Below are 16,769 nucleotides of genomic sequence, written 5' to 3'. Positions count from 1 at the left end.
CGGTCAGCTGACCTTCTTCGCCTTCTCGATGGCCTCGGCGAGGTTGTCGAGCAGCGGGGCGCACTTGTCGTAGGACAGGATCGGCTCGGCGGAACGCGCGATGACCTGACCGGCCTTGACCGCGGGGAGCTTCTTCCAGGTCGCCTCGGTGATGTCGGCGGGCTGGATGGCCGAGCTGCGGTCGTCCATGATGATGACGTCGGCCTTGTGCTTGTCGACGTTCTCCCAGCTGAGGCTCTCGAACCAGCCGCCGGTCGGCTTCTTGGCCTCCTCGGTCGGCTCGACGAAGTTCACGCCGAGCGCCTTGAAGTACTCCAGGTCGGCGGAGAGGTCGGTACCGGAGACGTAGAACAGCTCCGGGCTCGCCGAGCCGGCCATCACCTTGATGTCGGGGTGCGCCTTCGCGGCCTTGCGTAGCCGCTCGGACGCCGCCTCGAAGCGCTTCTTCGCATCGGTGACCTCGGCGGCCTTCATGTCGCCGCCCAGCGACTCGGCCAGCTCCCACACGCGCTCGAGCGACGAGGTCAACTGACGGTCGTAGACGGAGACGGCGACGCTCGGCGCGAGCTTGGCGATCTTGTCCTTGGACGCCTCGGGGACGTACCAGAGGGTGCCCGCGTCGTCGAAGGTGGTGGAGATGAGGACCTCGGGGGCGAGGGTCGCGTACTTCTCGACGTTGAACTGGTCCCAGACGTTGCCGAGGACGGTCACCTTGCTGACGTCCATGTCGCCGGCCTGGACGTCGGCCTTGCCGTCCTTGGTCTTCGTCGGGCCGAAGACGCCCTTGACCTGGACGCCGTAGTCGTACAGGGCCGCGGCGACACCGGTGAACGCGACGATGTTCGCGGGGACCTTGTCCAGCTTCACGGTGGTGCCGCGGTCGTCCTTGAAGGACCAGGGGCCGGACTTGGGCTCGGCGGCCCCCTGCGCGTCCGAGCCGCCGCTCTTCGCGTCCCCGTCGCCGCAGGCCGCGAGCGCGGCACCGAGTCCGAGAGCGCCACCGGCGGCGAGGAGGCCGCGACGGGAGAAACGGGCGGTTCTGGCGTTCGACATGACTGGGTCTGCTTTCGTGCGTGCGGAGCAGGTGGGTGCGGGCGGGCCCGCGGGCCCCTGGCTGGAGCCAGGCTTAGGTTAGCCTAACCTCAGAGTTTGTCCAGGGGTGCGGGCCGCCCGCCCCACGCCGTCAGCCCGACGCCAGCCCCAACTCCCGGGCGATCAGCATGCGCTGGACCTCGCTCGTGCCCTCGCCGATCTCCAGGATCTTGGAGTCGCGCCACATGCGGGCCACCGGGTACTCGTTCATGAAGCCGTAGCCGCCGTGGATCTGGGTGGCGTCGCGGGCGTTGTCCACCGCGACCGTGGAGGAGTACAGCTTGGCCAGAGCCGCCTCCTTCTTGAAGGGCTCACCGGCCACCAGACGGCTCGCCGCGTCCCGCCACGCCAGGCGGGCCGTGTGGGCCTTCATCTCCATGTCGGCAATCTTGAACTGGATGGCCTGGTTGGCGCCGATCGGACGGCCGAACGCGTGCCGTTCCTTGGCGTACTTCACCGACTCGTCCACACAGCCCTGCGCAAGACCCGTGCCCAGCGCCGCGATGGCGATCCGGCCCTCGTCGAGGATGCGCAGGAACTGGGCGTAGCCCCGGCCCGGTTCGCCCAGCAGGTTCGCCGCCGGGACGCGGACGTCGGCGAAGGAGAGTTCCCGCGTGTCCGACGCGTTCCAGCCGACCTTCGAGTACGGGGCCGCCACCGTGAAGCCCGGGGTGCCCGACGGGACGATGATCGCCGAGATCAGCGGCCCGCCGTCCGGCTTGCGGCCGGTGACCGCGGTGACCGTGACCAGGCCCGTGACGTCCGTGCCCGAGTTGGTGATGAAGCACTTGGTGCCGTTGATCACCCACTCGTCCGTCGCCTCGTCCAGGCGGGCCGTCGTGCGGGTCGCGCCCGCGTCGCTGCCGCCGTCCGGCTCCGTCAGACCGAACGCGCCCAGGATCTCGCCCGAGCACAGCCGGGGCAGCCACTCGCGCTTCTGCTCCTCGGTGCCGAAGAGGTGGATCGGCATCGCGCCCAGCGAGACACCGGCCTCGAGCGTGATCGCCACCGACGAGTCCACCCGGGCCAGTTCCTCCAGGGCCAGGCCCAGCGCCAGGTAGTCGCCGCCCATCCCGCCGTACTCCTCCGGGAAGGGCAGGCCGAACAGGCCCATGCGGCCCATCTCCCGGACGATCTCGTACGGGAACTCGTGCCGCTCGTAGAAGTCGCCGATCTTCGGTGCGACGACGTCGTGCGCGAACTCCTCGACCGTGCGGCGGAGTTCTTCCAGTTCGGGGGAGAGCTTGTGGTCCATGGTCGTTCACTGCTCCTGGTGGGAGAGGGCTCGGACGGTGCGGGACGGGCTCTGTCGGCCCAGGTGGGCGGCCATCCAGACGCTTGTGGCGACGAGACGGCCGAGATCGACCCCGGTCTCGATGCCGAGACCCCGCAGCATCCATACGAGGTCTTCGGTGGCGAGGTTGCCGGTGGCGGACTTCGCGTACGGGCAGCCGCCCAGCCCGCCGGCGGAGGCGTCGACCGTGGTGACGCCCTGCTGGAGCGCGGCCAGCGTGTTGGACAGGGCCTGGCCGTAGGTGTCGTGGAAGTGGACGCCCAGGGAGGACACGGGTACGGCCGCTCCGGTGAGCGCGGTGATCAGGGCCGTCACATGGCCCGGGGTCGCCACCCCGATGGTGTCGCCCAGGCTCAGTTCGTCGCAGCCCATGTCGAGCAGGGCCCGGCAGACCCGCACCACTTGGTGGACGGGTACGGCGCCCTCCCAGGGGTCGCCGAAGCACATCGACAGGTAGCCGCGGACGTGGACGCCCTCGGCCTTGGCCCGGCTCACCACCGGCTCGAACATCGTCAGCGCCTCGTCCACCGTGCGGTTGAGGTTGGCCCGGGCGAAGGACTCCGTGGCACTGGCGAACACCGCCACCCGGCGGGCGCCCAGCGCCAGCGCGCGGTCCAGGCCCCGCTCGTTCGGCACCAGGACCGGCAGCGACACCGGCAGGTCGGCGACCGCCGGGAACAGCTCCTCGGCGTCCGCCAACTGGGGCACCCACTCGGGGTGGACGAAGCTCGTCGCCTCGATCGTGGTCAGGCCCGTGCCGGCCAGGCGGCGGATGAACTCCGCCTTCACCACCGTCGGGACGGTCGCCTTCTCGTTCTGCAGTCCGTCGCGTGCGCCGACCTCGTGGATCCGCACGCGGGCGGGCAGTCCCTCGGCCGGTACGGCCATGGGCAGGCCCAGTTCCGGGGCGTTCATGCCGCCTCCTCCCCCGTGGGTGCCTCCACGGGTGTCTCCGCGGGCGCGATGACCGCCAGCACCTGGTCCATCGCGACCGTCGTGCCCGGGACCACGTCCAGCTCGGTGACCGTGCCGGCGTGCGGGGCGGAGATGACGTGCTCCATCTTCATCGCCTCCACCACCAGCAGGCTCTGGCCCGCGCTCACCTCGTCGCCGACGGCGACCTTCACCACCGTCACCGTGCCGGGCATCGGCGCGGTCAGCGAGTCGGCGCCGGAACGCGCCGCGCGGTTCAGTGACGCGGCCACCGGGTCGTGGTCGCGCACGTGCCAGGCGTCGCCGTCCCGGCCGAGCCAGGTGCCGTCCGGCAGGGCGGCGAAGGTGTGGGCGACGCCGTCGAGCAGGAACGTGAACCGGTGCCCGTCCCCCGGCCGCGGGGGCACGCCCCCGGACCCCCGCAGGGGCGTGTCCGTCCCCGGCAGCAGCAGTTCCGTGCCTCCGTCCGGGGTGCTGCGCACGCGCACGGTCACCGGGTCGTGGCCCGGCACGCGCAGGTGGTGCGCCGTCCACGCCCGCTCACCGCCCATGCGCCAGCCGTCGGCGGCGGCGAACGGATCGGCCCAGCCGGAGCCGTCGGCGGGCGCGAGGGAGGCCTGGCGCAGCAGCGCCGCCGCCGCGTACGCCTCCGCGGGGACCTCGTCCGGTACGAGACCTTCCACCTCGCGCTCGACCAGTCCCGTGTCCAACTCGCCCGACACCACCGCCGGGTGTGCGAGCAGCCGCCGCAGGAACCCGGCGTTCGTCTGCACGCCCAGCGTGACCGTCTCCGCCAGCGCCGCCCGGAGCCTGCGCAGCGCGGTCGCGCGGTCGGGGCCGTACGCGATCACCTTGGACAGCATCGGGTCGTAGAGGCTGCCGACCTCCGTGCCCTCGGTGAGGCCGGAGTCCGTGCGGACGCCCTCGCCCTGCGGTTCGCGCAGTGTCAGGACCGTGCCGCCGGAGGGGAGGAAGCCCCGCGCGGGGTCTTCGGCGCAGATGCGGGCCTCCACCGCGTGGCCGGTGAGCCGGACGTCGTCCTGCCCGAACGCCAGCGGCTCGCCCGCCGCCACCCGCAGCTGCCACTCCACCAGGTCCAGGCCGCCCGCGGCGCCGGCCGCACCGATGGACACAGCCAGCTCGGTGACCGGGTGCTCCACCTGGAGGCGGGTGTTCATCTCCATGAAGCAGTACGCGGCCGGGTCGTCGCCCGGGACGATGAACTCCACCGTGCCCGCACCCCGGTAGCCGCAGGAGCGGGCCGCCTGCACGGCCGCCTCGCCCATCGCGGCCCGGGTCTTCTCGTCGAGGAGCACACTGGGCGCCTCCTCGATGATCTTCTGGTGCCGGCGCTGGAGGGAGCACTCGCGCTCGCCGAGGTGGACGACGCCCCCGTGACCGTCGGCCAGGACCTGGATCTCGATGTGCCGGGGGCGGTCGATCCACCGCTCGACCAGCAGCGTGTCGTCGCCGAAGGAGGCGCGGGCCTCGCGCCGCGCGGCGGCGATCTCGTCGGCCAGCGTCGAAGCGTCCCGCACCAGGCGCATGCCCTTGCCGCCGCCGCCCGCCGACGGCTTCAGCAGCACCGGCATGCCGATCCCGCGGGCCGCGTCGGCGAGCTGTTCGTCGGTGAGGCCGCTGCCGCTGGAGCCGGGCACGACCGGCACGCCCGCCGCCTTCACCGTCTCCTTCGCGCGGATCTTGTCGCCCATCAGGGCGATCGCGTCGGCGCCCGGCCCGATGAAGACCAGCCCCGCCTCGGCGCAGGCGCGCGCGAAACCGGCGTTCTCGGCGAGGAACCCGTATCCGGGGTGGACGGCCTGCGCGCCGGTGCGGGCTGCGGCCGCCAGCAGCCGCTCCACCGACAGATAGCTCTCCGCGGCCGGCGCCGGACCGATCCGTACCGCCGTGTCGGCCTCCCGGACGTGCCGGGCGTCGGCGTCCGCGTCGGAGTACACGGCCACCGAGCGCACGCCCATCGACCGCAGGGTGCGGATGACCCGGACGGCGATCTCGCCCCGGTTGGCCACCAGTACCGTCTCGAACATCTGATCTGCCATCGTCAGGGGTCCCCTCACATCCGGAAGACGCCGAACTGGGGCTCGCCCAGTGGCGCGTTGGCGCACGCGGTCAGGGCCAGGCCCAGGACCTGCCGGGTCTCCAGCGGGTCGATCACCCCGTCGTCCCAGAGGCGGGCCGTCGCGTAGTAGGCGTTCCCCTGGTGCTCGTACTGCGCGCGGATCGGGGCCTTGAAGGCGTCCTCGTCCTCGGTGGGCCAGCTCTCCCCGCGCGCCTCCAGCTGGTCCCGCTTGACGGTCGCGAGGACGGAGGCGGCCTGCTCGCCGCCCATGACCGAGATCTTGGCGTTCGGCCACATCCACAGGAAGCGGGGGGAGTACGCCCGTCCGCACATCGAGTAGTTGCCCGCGCCGTACGACCCGCCGACCACCACCGTCAGCTTCGGCACGCGGGTGCACGCCACCGCCGTCACCATCTTGGCGCCGTGCTTGGCGATGCCGCCCGCCTCGTAGTCCTTGCCGACCATGAAGCCGGAGATGTTCTGCAGGAAGACCAGCGGGATGCCGCGCTGGTCGCACAGCTCGATGAAGTGGGCGCCCTTCTGGGCGGACTCGGAGAACAGGATGCCGTTGTTGGCGACGATCCCCACCGGGTGGCCGTGGATCCGGGCGAAGCCGGTGACCAGGGTCTGCCCGAACTCCGACTTGAACTCGGCGAACCGGGAGCCGTCCACGACCCGCGCGATGATCTCGCGCACGTCGTAGGGCGTGCGGGAGTCCACCGGCACCGCGCCGTACAGCCCGGCGGGGTCCACCTTGGGCTCGACGGCCTGCTCCACCCGCCAGGGGAACCCGCCCCGCGCCGGGAGCGTGGAGACGATGGTGCGGACGATCCTGAGCGCGTGCGCGTCGTCCTCGGCGAGGTGGTCGGTGACGCCCGACACCCGTGAGTGGACCTCGCCGCCGCCCAGCTCCTCCGCCGTGACCACCTCGCCGGTGGCCGCCTTCACCAGGGGCGGGCCGCCGAGGAAGATCGTGCCCTGGTTGCGGACGATCACCGCCTCGTCGCTCATCGCCGGGACGTACGCCCCGCCCGCGGTGCACGAGCCCATCACGGCCGCGATCTGCGGGATGCCGGCGCCGGACATCCGGGCCTGGTTGTAGAAGATCCGCCCGAAGTGGTCCCGGTCCGGGAACACCTCGTCCTGCATCGGCAGGAACGCCCCGCCGGAGTCCACCAGGTAGACACAGGGCAGGCGGTTGTCCAGGGCCACCTCCTGCGCGCGCAGGTGCTTCTTCACCGTCATCGGGTAGTACGTGCCGCCCTTGACGGTCGCGTCGTTGGCGACGACCACGCACTCGCGCCCGCCGACCCGCCCGATCCCGGCGATCACACCGGCCGCCGGGGCCTGCCCCTCGTACATCCCGTCGGCCGCCAGCGGGGCCAGCTCCAGGAAGGGCGAACCGGGGTCGAGGAGCGTGTCCACGCGCTCGCGCGGGAGCAGCTTCCCGCGTGCCGTGTGCCTGGCCCGCGCCCGCTCGCCGCCGCCGAGCGCGGCCGCGGCCAGCTTGGCGCGCAGCTCCTCGACGAGGGCGCGGTGCGCCTCCTCGTTGGCCCGAAAGGACTCCGACGCGGGATCGGCCGCGCTGTGAAGCTCCGGTGCCTCGTGCATCCTGCGGTCCCCTCACTGGTTAATGAGCGTTAACGCGTTCCCCTCAGGTTAACGACCGCTAACCCCCGCTGTCTAGAATCGTCTCCATGGCCACCAGAACCGACGCCCCGACCCGCCGCGAGCAGATCCTCAAGGAGGCCGCGCGGCTCTTCGCCGAGCGCGGGTTCCACGGCGTCGGGGTCGACGAGATAGGCGCCGCGGTCGGCATCAGCGGGCCCGGCCTGTACCGGCACTTCCCGGGCAAGGACGCGATGCTCGCGGAACTGCTGGTGGGGATCAGCGGCCAGCTGCTGACCGGCGCGAAACAGCGGCTCCAGGAAGTCGGCGAGGTCGGCGGGGTCGAGGGGACGACTCCCGAGGCGGTCCTGGACTCGCTGATCGAGAGCCACATCGACTTCGCGCTCGACGACCGTCCCCTCATCACCCTGCACGACCGTGAACTGGACCGCCTGCGGGACACCGACCGCAAGCTGGTCCGGCAGCTGCAGCGGCAGTACGTCGAGCTGTGGGTCGGGGTGGTGCGCGAGCTCTATCCGGACCTGGCCGAACCGGCCGCCCGTTCGGCCGTGCACTCGGTGTTCGGCCTGCTCAACTCCACCCCGCACCTCGGCCGCCCCGGCGCCCTGCCCGGCCGCGCCACCACGGCCGCCCTGCTGCACCGGATGGCGCGCGGCGCCTTCGCGGCGGCGGGCGCCCCATGACTCCGGCGGAGTGACGAGCGTTACGAACCCTCCGCTCTGGACGGCTGTGACTACTCGCCGGTATCTTCACTGTCTGAGCAAGCGCTTAGCCACGTGGGACCGCAACCATCCATTGAGGAACCCCCACGGCGAGCAACCACATACGCGAGAGCGGCGCCGGCTTAGGCGCAGGAAGGGATGGCGGCGGTGCGCCGTACGGTGTTCAACGAGGACCACGAGGCTTTCCGGGAGACCATCCGCGACTTCATCGAGGCCGAGGTCGTCCCGGTCTACGACGAGTGGTTCGCGGCGGGCCAGGCACCCCGCGACTTCTACTACAAGCTCGGTGAGCTGGGCATTTTCGGCATCAACGTCCCCGAGGAGTTCGGCGGCGCGGGCCTGGACAGCCACAAGTTCGAGGCCGTCCTCTACGAGGAGACCGCCCGCGCGGGCGTCCAGTTCGGCGGTTCCGGCGTGCACGTGCTGCTCGCCCTGCCCTACATCAAGATGCTCGCCACCGACGAGCAGAAGAAGCGCTACCTGCCCAAGTTCGCCACCGGCGAGGAGATGTGGGCCATCGCGATGACCGAGCCGGGCACCGGCTCCGACCTCGCGGGCATGAAGACCACCGCCAAGCTGAGCGAGGACGGCACCCACTACGTCCTCAACGGCGCCAAGACCTTCATCACCGGCGGCGTCCACGCCGACAAGGTCATCGTCTGCGCCCGGACCGCCGCCCCGACCGCCGAGGACCGCCGCTTCGGCATCTCCCTCTTCGCCGTCGACACCAAGTCCGAGGGCTACTCCGTCGGCCGCAAGCTGGACAAGCTCGGCCTGCGGACCTCCGACACCGCCGAGCTGGCGTTCGTCGACGTCAAGGTCCCCGCCGAGGACCTGCTCGGCGAGGAGAACAAGGGCTTCTCCTACCTCGGCCACAACCTGGCCTCCGAGCGCTGGGGCATCGCCTTCGGCGCCTACGCGCAGGCCAAGGCGGCCGTCCGGTTCGCCAAGCAGTACGTGCAGGAGCGCACCGTCTTCGGCAAGCCGGTCGCCCACTTCCAGAACACCAAGTTCGAACTGGCCGCCTGCCAGGCCGAGGTGGACGCCGCCGAGGCGGTCGCCGACCGCGCCACGGAGGCCCTGGACGCCGGCGAGCTGACCCCCGCCGAGGCCGCCTCCGCCAAGCTGTTCTGCACCGAGGTCGCGCACCGCGTCATCGACCGCTGCCTCCAGCTGCACGGCGGCTACGGCTACATGAACGAGTACCCGATAGCCCGCCTGTACGCGGACAACCGCGTCAACCGCATCTACGGCGGCACCAGCGAGATCATGAAGTCGATCATCGCCAAGGACATGGGCCTGTAAGACGCGCGACATCCCGACGGATACAACTACTGACCCCATGAGTCAGGCACTACAGGAACTCCTCGATCTGCTCGACCTCGAGCAGATCGAGGAGAACATCTTCCGCGGCCGGTCCCGCTCCGTCGTCGTCCCCCGTGTCTTCGGCGGGCAGGTCGCCGCGCAGGCCGTGGTCGCCGCGGGGCGGACCGTCCCCGCGGACCGGCCCGCGCACTCCCTGCACGCGTACTTCCTGCGCCCCGGCGACCCCGGCGCGCCCATCGTCTACACCGTCGACCGGATCCGCGACGGCCGCTCCTTCACCACCCGCCGGGTGGTCGCGGTCCAGCACGGCAAGCCGATCTTCCACCTCTCCGCGTCCTTCCAGACGTACGAGGAGGGCCTGGACCACCAGGAGCCGATGCCGCCCGCCCCGGACCCGGCCACGCTGCCCACCTCCGAGGAACGGCTCCGCGACTACGGCCACCTCGACCCCCACGTCGTCGAGCGCTTCCTGGAGGCCCGCGCCGCGGTCGACCTGCGCTACGTCGACGAGCCGCCCTACGGCCGCTTCGGCGAGCCCCGCGAACCCCACTCCCAGGTGTGGTTCCGCACCAACGGCAAACTGACCGACGACCCCCTGCTGCACGTCGTCCTCGCCACGTACGTCTCCGACATGACGCTCCTGGACTCGGTGCTGCTCGCCCACGGCCGGGGCGGCTGGGCGGTGGGTGACGTGGTCGGGGCCTCCCTCGACCACGCCATGTGGTTCCACCGCCCGTTCCGCGCCGACGAGTGGCTGCTGTACGACCAGCACTCCCCGTCGGCGCACGGCGGCCGGGGCCTCGGCCAGGCCCGTATGTACACCCGGGACGGCCACCTCGCGGTCTCGGTCGTCCAGGAGGGCATGGTCCGCGTTCCCCGTGCTTAGCGGGCGTTCTGGTCCAGCCCCGCCTCCGCCAGCAGGTACGCCGTCATCGGGTCGTAGTGGCGGGGGCTGACCACATGGTCGTCGAGGGGAACCGTCACCTGGACGGTGCCCTCGGCCTCCGCGAGGAACAGCGCCGGGTCGTTGCAGTCGGCGTAGCCGACGGAGTCGACGCCGTGCTGTCCCGCGTACCCCGCCCAGCCGTGGTCGGCGACGACCAGGTCGGGCAGCGGGCGGCCCTCCCGCTCCAGGGCGGTGAGGATGGCCTTCATCGGCTCACCGGAGTGGGTGTGCCACAGCGTGGCACCGTGCTCCAGCACCGCCACGTCCGCGAACTGCATCACGTACCCCTCCTCCGTGGCCAGCCCGTCCGGGATCACCACGATCTCGCAGCCGGCGGCCCGCAGCGCGGCGGCCGTGGCGCGGTGCACGTCGAGCAGGCCGCCGGGGTGACCGGTGGCGAACAGCACCCGCTGCCGGCCGTCCGCCGCCTTGCGCAGCCGCCCCGCCATCCGCTCCAGGGCGGCCACGGTCAGCTCCGGGTCGATGGTGTCCTGGCCGTACCGGTGCTCGGCGTCGTCGCTGACCCCGGCCCGTTCCGCCATCACCGCGAGCACGTCCTGCTCGTCGCTCCAGCGGTCGCCGAGTTCCAGGCCGAGCCAGAAATGGCGGTCGCCGTTCGCCAGCTTGCGGTAGTGGGAGAGGTTGTTCTCGCGCGGCGTGGCGACCTCGCCCGCGATGCGCGTGGCGGTGAGGTGGAGGAGGAGTTCGGCGCGGCTGGGTGTCCCGGATATCGGCATGCCTCCATTGTGGAGCAGCGCCCTACGGGCGTCTTCGGGGTATCGCCCCCTGGGACGTGCGTCACGTACTCGGACGACTCCGTACGGGTACTCAGGGTGCCCGGTCCGGGGCGGTGGTGCCGGGTACTCAGGTACGGCGCAGGGCGAACCACAGCTCCATGCGTACGTCCGGGTCGTCCAGGTCCGTCTCCAACAGGGCCGCGCACCGTGCGATCCGCTGCCGCACGGTGTTGCGGTGCACGGACAGGGCCACCGCGGTGCGGTCCCAACTGCCGTGCAGGGAGAGCCAGGTGCGCAGGGTGTCCACGAGGGCGGGCGTGCCTTCGAGGGGGGCGAGCAGCAGGCGGGCGTGGGTGTCCGCGTCCGCCGGGGGGACCAGGTCGTCCAGCGCGGGCCGGGCGCCGTGCGTGACGAGCGGCGCCCGGGTGGCGCGGGCCCGGGCCAGGGCGCGGGCCGCCTGGGTGTCGGCCGCGGGCCAGTCCCGCGGGCCGACGGCGGCGCTGACCCCCAGGGTCCAGCCGGGCGGCGCCTGAGGCTCCCGTCCGGCGGGGACGAGCACCCGCACGACCTCGTCCGCCGGATCCACCAGCGCCGACCCGAGGGCGGCGCCCAGGGCGGAGGCCGCCAGGGCGTCCGGGGCCTGCGCCTCCGGGCGCGCGTGCACGACCCGCCACCGCTCCCCGCCGAGCAGCGGCGCCACGTCCTCCGGCTCGCTCCCCAGCAGCAGCCGTACGAGCGCGGCGGAGCGGGCCGTGCCGGTACCGCTCTGCTGCTCACCGGTGAGCAGGGCGAGCAGGACGGCGGCCACGGACGCGATGGTGTGGTCTCCCGAGTCCGGCCGCCCGGCCGCGACGCCGAGCACGAACCCGTGACCGGCGCCGAGCGCGTACGCGGTCAGCCGGACACCGGCGAGCGTGTCGGTGGCGGAGGCGGGCACGGGGCGGCCGGGGCCGCCGCCGGGCGCCGGGGCGGGCCGTCGGTCCGTACCCGTCGGCCGTACCACCCGGGCCAGCCGTGCCAGCGCCGCCCCGATCTCCGCGCCCTGGTCACGGCCCGCCGCGGCGAGTTCCGTGCCCTCCGGGCCGAACAGCACGGCCCGGCCGCCCAGCCGGCGGGAGAGCTGGTGCAGCACGGCCGGTACCGGGTTCGGGCGGGCGGCGGCGGACGCGAGGCTCTGGTGGGCCTCCGTCACCCGGCGCAGCTCCGCCAGCCGGGCCTGCGCCATCAGCTGCCACACCGCGCGGGCCACCCCGGAGAACGTGGTCCGCGGTGGCACCTCCAGCAGCGGCAGCCCGTGGAGCTCGCAGGCGGCGGCCAGAGCCTCCGGCACCGTGTCGTGCACCGGCGCCAGACCGAAGCCCAGGGCCACCCCGCCCGCCGCCGCGATCCGGGAGACGTACGCGTCGAAGTACCCCGGACCCGCCCCGTCCGGGATGTGCATGCCCGCCGACAGCAGCAGCTCCCCGCCCAGCAGATACGGGTACGGGTCCGCCATCTCCGAGGTGTGCACCCAGTGCACGGCGATGCCCGGGTCCGACGGCCCGGCGACCCGGCGCAGGCCCAGGTCCTCCCGGGCCAGGAGCGCCTCCAGGGACACCGGGGGCGTGGGCGGAACCATGGGGTCCGGCATGATGGACGTTTCCTCCATCCCGTTCGTTCGGAATGGATGAAACGTACACTTCGCAGTCGCTTTCCAGCCACCTAGTGTCGGGTCCGACCGGCAGCCCTCGGGCACGGGCGGACGTCCCCGCGACGCACCGTGCGACGAGCCACCGGACAACTTCCAGCTGCACGACACACCGACGACAGTGCGCGAAGGAGGCCCACATGGCCGTCGACTACCTGGTCATCGTCTTCTATCTGGCCGCCATGCTGGCCATGGGCTGGTGGGGCATGCGTCGCGCCAAGTCCAAGAGCGAGTTCCTGGTGGCCGGCCGCCGCCTGGGCCCCGCCATGTACTCGGGCACCATGGCCGCCATCGTCCTCGGCGGCGCCTCCACCATCGGCGGCGTGGGCCTCGGCTACAAGTACGGCCTCTCCGGCGCCTGGATGGTCTTCACCATCGGCCTCGGCCTGCTGGCCCTGAGCATCTTCTTCTCCGCCCGCATCGCCCGCCTGAAGGTCTACACCGTCTCCGAGATGCTCGACCTGCGCTACGGCGGCCGGGCCGGCGTCATCTCCGGTGTCGTCATGTGGGCGTACACCCTGATGCTCGCGGTCACCTCGACCATCGCCTACGCCACGATCTTCGACGTCCTGTTCGACATGAACCGCACCCTCGCGATCGTCCTCGGCGGTTCCGTCGTGGTCGCCTACTCGACGCTGGGCGGCATGTGGTCGATCACCCTGACCGACATGGTGCAGTTCGTCGTCAAGACGATCGGTGTGCTGCTCCTGCTGCTGCCGATCGCGGTGGTCAAGGCGGGCGGCTTCAGCGAGATGAAGGCGCAGCTGCCCACCGAGTACTTCGACCCGCTGGGCATCGGCGGCGAGACCATCTTCACCTACGTGCTGATCTACACGTTCGGCATGCTGATCGGCCAGGACATCTGGCAGCGCGTGTTCACCGCCCGCGGCGACCGCACCGCCCGGTGGGGCGGCACCGTCGCCGGCACCTACTGCCTCGTCTACGCCCTCGCCGGCGCCGTCATCGGCACCGCGGCCAAGGTGCTCTACCCCGACCTCGGCAACGCCGACGACGCCTTCGCCACCATCGTCAAGGACGAACTGCCCATGGGGGTGCGCGGACTGGTGCTGGCCGCGGCGCTCGCCGCCGTGATGTCGACCTCCTCCGGCGCGCTGATCGCCTGCGCCACCGTCGCCAACAACGACATCTGGTCGCGGCTGCGCGGGCTCACCACGGGCCCGGGGGCCGAGCGTGACGAGGTCAAGGGCAACCGCGCCTTCATCCTCCTCATGGGCCTCGCCGTGATCGGCACGGCGATCGCGCTGAACAACGTCGTCGAGGCGCTCACCGTGGCGTACAACCTGCTCGTCGGCGGCCTCCTCGTGCCCATCCTCGGCGGACTGCTGTGGAAGCGCGGCACCGCGCAGGGCGCCCTCGCCGCCGTCACCGTCGGCGGCCTCGCGGTCGTCGGCCTGATGGCGACCTACGGCATCCTGGCCAACGAGCCCATCCTCTACGGCCTGTTGTCGTCCCTCGCGGTCTACGTCGTCGTCTCCCTGGCGACCAGGCCCACCGACGAGGCCGTACTCGCCGCCTGGCGGGAACGCCTCGCCGGCCGCACCCCCGAACCCGTGTCCGAAGAGGTCCCCGTCGCCCAGTAGAGTCACAGGGCAGGCAGGTACATACGCGACGAAACGTAGGAAAGAAGGCAGCTTCCCATGAGCAGCAACGAGACGCCCCGCGGACCCGTCGACTCCTCCCGCGTCCCCCGGTACGCGGGCCCCGCGACCTTCGCCCGGCTGCCCCGTCTGGACGAGGTCGGCCGCACCGATGTCGCCGTGGTGGGCGTGCCGTTCGACTCGGGCGTCTCCTACCGGCCGGGCGCCCGCTTCGGCGGCAACGCCATCCGCGAGGCGTCCCGGCTGCTGCGCCCCTACAACCCCGCGCAGGACGCCTCCCCCTTCGCCCTCGCCCAGGTCGCGGACGGCGGTGACATCGCCGTCAACCCGTTCAACATCAACGAGGCCGTGGAGACCGTCGAGGCCGCCGCCGACGACCTCCTCGGCACCGGCGCCCGCCTGATGACCCTGGGCGGCGACCACACCATCGCGCTGCCGCTGCTCCGCTCGGTCGCCAAGAAGCACGGCCCGGTGGCCCTGCTCCACTTCGACGCCCACCTGGACACCTGGGACACCTACTTCGGCGCCGAGTACACCCACGGCACCCCGTTCCGCCGTGCGGTGGAGGAGGGCATCCTCGACACCTCCGCCCTCTCCCACGTCGGCATCCGCGGCCCGCTCTACGGCAAGCAGGACCTCACCGACGACGAGAAGATGGGCTTCGGCATCGTCACCTCCGCGGACGTCTACCGCCGCGGCGCCGACGAGGTCGCCGACCAGCTGCGCCAGCGCATCGGCGACCGCCCGCTGTACATCTCCATCGACATCGACTGCCTGGACCCGGCCCACGCCCCCGGCACCGGCACCCCCGAGGCCGGCGGACTGACCTCCCGCGAACTCCTGGAGATCCTGCGCGGCCTGGCCTCCTGCAACCTGGTCTCGGCGGACCTCGTCGAGGTGGCCCCCGCGTACGACCACGCGGAGATCACCTCGATCGCCGCCTCCCACACGGCGTACGAACTGACCACGATCATGTCCCGCCAGATCGCCGAGGCGCGCAAGGAGGACACGGCCAAGTGACCCACGACCACGACCTGGTGCTGCGCCCGACGCCGGCCCAGACGGAGGCCGCGCTCACCCCTCCCCCCGGCCGCAACGGCGGCGACCTGGTCGTGGAGACCCTGGCCGGGCTCGGCGCGACCACCGTCTTCGGCCTGCCCGGCCAGCACGCCCTCGGCATGTTCGACGCCCTGCGCCGCTCCGACCTGAGGTACATCGGCCTGCGGGTGGAGAACAACGCCGGTTTCGCGGCGGACGCGTACGGCCGGATCACCGGCGAGGCGGCGCCCCTGCTGCTCTCGACGGGCCCGGGTGCGCTGACCTCGCTGCCCGCGCTCCAGGAGGCGGCCGCCGCCTCCGCCCCCGTCCTGGCGATCAGCAGCCAGATCCCGACGGCCGGGCTCGGCGGCGGACGCCACGGCTACCTGCACGAACTGCCCGACCAGTCGGCCTCGTTCCGGGGCGTGGTCAAGTCCGTCCACACGGTGCGCACCGCGTCCCAGATCCCGTCGGCGATCACGGCGGCCTGGAAGTCGGCCCTGACGGTGCCGCACGGCCCGGTGTGGGTGGAGATCCCGCAGGACGTCCTGCTCGCGGAGACGACCCTGCCGGTGGTGACGGCCATGGACGCCACCCCCGACGAGCTGCCCCCGCGCCCCGAACTGACCGCGGTGGCCGCCCACTTGCTGTCGAACGCCGTCCGCCCGGCGATCATCGCGGGCGGGGGAGTGGTCCGCGCGGACGCCTCGGGCAAGCTGCGGCAGCTCGCCGAGCTGATCCAGGCGCCGGTGGTCACCACCCCCGGAGGCAAGGGAGCCTTCCCCTGGACGCACCCGCTCTCGCTCCAGTCCTGGCTGGAGGACCGCCACACGACGGACTTCCTGGAGGACGCCGACGTCCTCCTGGTGGTGGGTTCCGGCCTGGGCGAACTCTCCTCCAACTACCACACGTTCAAGCCGCGCGGCCGGATCGTCCAGATCGAGGCCGACCTCGGCAAGCTGGAGTCCAACCACCCGGCGCTCGGCATCCACGCGGACGCCCGCCTCGCCCTCCAGGCCCTGCTGGAGACGGCGGAGCCACGCGAGGACACCACGGCACCGGAACGCGTCCGCACCCTGCTGTCGAAGGTCACCGAACGCATCGCCGCTCAGGAACTGACCCTGGAACAGAAGGTGTTGACGGCGGTCCGCCGCGCCCTTCCCGCCACCTCGCCCTCCTTCTGGGACATGACGATCCTGGCCTACTGGGCCTGGTCCGCCTTCGACGCCCAGGGTCCCAACCACCTGCACTCCGCCCAGGGCGCCGGTGGCCTCGGCTACGGCTTCCCGGCCGCCCTCGGCGCCGCGGTCGCCGACCCCACCCGCCCGGTCCTGGCGGTCTCCGGGGACGGCGGCGCCCTGTACTCCCTCGCCGAACTGGCCACCGCCCGCCAGTACGACCTCGACGTCACCTGGCTGATCGTCGACGACGGCGGCTACGGCATCCTGCGCGAGTACATGACCGACACCTTCGGCGAGCCCACGGCCACGGAACTGACCCGCCCGGACTACGTCGCCCTGGCCGAGTCCTTCGCCGTCCCGGCCGTACGCACCACCCCCGAGACCCTGGAGCACGACCTGGCCCAGGCCCTGTCGACCCCGGGCCCGTCCGTGGTCGTCCTCCCGGCCCTCCTGCGCATGTTCGCCCCGACCCACCTGGACTGAGT

13 protein-coding genes are annotated in these 16,769 nt (G+C 72.2%); 6 read left to right on the top strand and 7 right to left on the bottom strand.

Annotated features, from left to right (window positions below):
- Positions 1-3: 3 nt before the first annotated feature.
- The 5 genes from AB0I73_RS15155 to AB0I73_RS15135 all read right to left on the bottom strand — a co-directional run bounded on the left by AB0I73_RS15155 (position 4) and on the right by AB0I73_RS15135 (position 7,010).
- Positions 4-1,053, bottom strand: coding sequence for an ABC transporter substrate-binding protein (locus AB0I73_RS15155; RefSeq protein ID WP_363037411.1), 1,050 nt, complete (start codon positions 1,051-1,053; stop codon positions 4-6).
- Positions 1,054-1,183: 130 nt separating this feature from the next.
- The gene (locus tag AB0I73_RS15150) at positions 1,184-2,347 is read right to left on the bottom strand and encodes an acyl-CoA dehydrogenase family protein (RefSeq protein WP_363037409.1); all 1,164 of its coding nucleotides are present in this window, start codon (positions 2,345-2,347) and stop codon (positions 1,184-1,186) included.
- 6 nt (positions 2,348-2,353) lie between these two features.
- The gene (locus tag AB0I73_RS15145) at positions 2,354-3,301 is read right to left on the bottom strand and encodes a hydroxymethylglutaryl-CoA lyase (protein WP_363037407.1); all 948 of its coding nucleotides are present in this window, start codon (positions 3,299-3,301) and stop codon (positions 2,354-2,356) included.
- Positions 3,298-5,367, bottom strand: a complete 2,070-nt coding sequence (locus AB0I73_RS15140) for a biotin carboxylase N-terminal domain-containing protein (RefSeq protein WP_363037502.1) — start codon at positions 5,365-5,367, stop codon at positions 3,298-3,300. The genes AB0I73_RS15145 and AB0I73_RS15140 overlap by 4 nt, the downstream gene beginning before the upstream one ends.
- A gap of 26 nt (positions 5,368-5,393) precedes the next feature.
- Entirely contained in the window at positions 5,394-7,010 is a 1,617-nt protein-coding gene (locus AB0I73_RS15135; RefSeq protein ID WP_363037405.1) for a carboxyl transferase domain-containing protein, read from the bottom strand.
- Between the two features lie 86 nt (positions 7,011-7,096).
- On the opposite strand from AB0I73_RS15135, the gene AB0I73_RS15130 reads away from it, so the two are divergent.
- The 3 genes from AB0I73_RS15130 (at position 7,097) to AB0I73_RS15120 (ending at position 9,962) form a co-directional block, all read left to right on the top strand.
- On the top strand, positions 7,097-7,711 hold the full coding sequence (locus AB0I73_RS15130) for a TetR/AcrR family transcriptional regulator (protein WP_363037403.1): 615 nt from the start codon (positions 7,097-7,099) through the stop codon (positions 7,709-7,711).
- A 186-nt stretch (positions 7,712-7,897) separates the two neighbouring features.
- Complete coding sequence (locus tag AB0I73_RS15125) at positions 7,898-9,055, top strand: acyl-CoA dehydrogenase family protein (RefSeq protein WP_363037401.1); 1,158 nt, start codon at positions 7,898-7,900, stop codon at positions 9,053-9,055.
- 37 nt (positions 9,056-9,092) lie between these two features.
- Complete coding sequence (locus tag AB0I73_RS15120; RefSeq protein WP_363037399.1) at positions 9,093-9,962, top strand: acyl-CoA thioesterase II; 870 nt, start codon at positions 9,093-9,095, stop codon at positions 9,960-9,962.
- Here AB0I73_RS15120 and AB0I73_RS15115 read toward each other — a convergent pair.
- Positions 9,959-10,759, bottom strand: coding sequence for a phosphatase (locus tag AB0I73_RS15115; protein WP_109380852.1), 801 nt, complete (start codon positions 10,757-10,759; stop codon positions 9,959-9,961). The two genes, AB0I73_RS15120 and AB0I73_RS15115, sit on opposite strands and share 4 nt — an antisense overlap.
- A 127-nt stretch (positions 10,760-10,886) precedes the next feature.
- Positions 10,887-12,389 carry a PucR family transcriptional regulator gene (locus tag AB0I73_RS15110; protein WP_363037397.1) on the bottom strand — a complete coding sequence of 501 codons (1,503 nt, stop codon included), beginning with the start codon at positions 12,387-12,389 and terminating at the stop codon, positions 10,887-10,889.
- Positions 12,390-12,586: 197 nt separating this feature from the next.
- Here AB0I73_RS15110 and AB0I73_RS15105 point away from each other — a divergent pair, with 197 nt between their 5' ends.
- From AB0I73_RS15105 to AB0I73_RS15095, 3 genes are read left to right on the top strand one after another with little or no spacing between them, the layout of a single operon-like run.
- On the top strand, positions 12,587-14,047 hold the full coding sequence (locus AB0I73_RS15105) for a sodium:solute symporter (protein ID WP_363037395.1): 1,461 nt from the start codon (positions 12,587-12,589) through the stop codon (positions 14,045-14,047).
- A gap of 57 nt (positions 14,048-14,104) precedes the next feature.
- A complete protein-coding gene (gene speB / locus AB0I73_RS15100) occupies positions 14,105-15,085 on the top strand; it encodes an agmatinase (RefSeq protein WP_109380855.1) in 981 nt (326 codons plus the stop codon).
- On the top strand, positions 15,082-16,767 hold the full coding sequence (locus AB0I73_RS15095) for a thiamine pyrophosphate-binding protein (RefSeq protein WP_363037393.1): 1,686 nt from the start codon (positions 15,082-15,084) through the stop codon (positions 16,765-16,767). The genes speB and AB0I73_RS15095 overlap by 4 nt, the downstream gene beginning before the upstream one ends.
- Positions 16,768-16,769: the final 2 nt, after the last annotated feature.

Source organism: Streptomyces sp. NPDC050388, from assembly GCF_040655635.1.
Lineage (GTDB): Bacteria > Actinomycetota > Actinomycetes > Streptomycetales > Streptomycetaceae > Streptomyces.
Note: the sequence above shows the minus strand (reverse complement) of the source record. Positions and strands in the feature narration are given on the sequence as shown.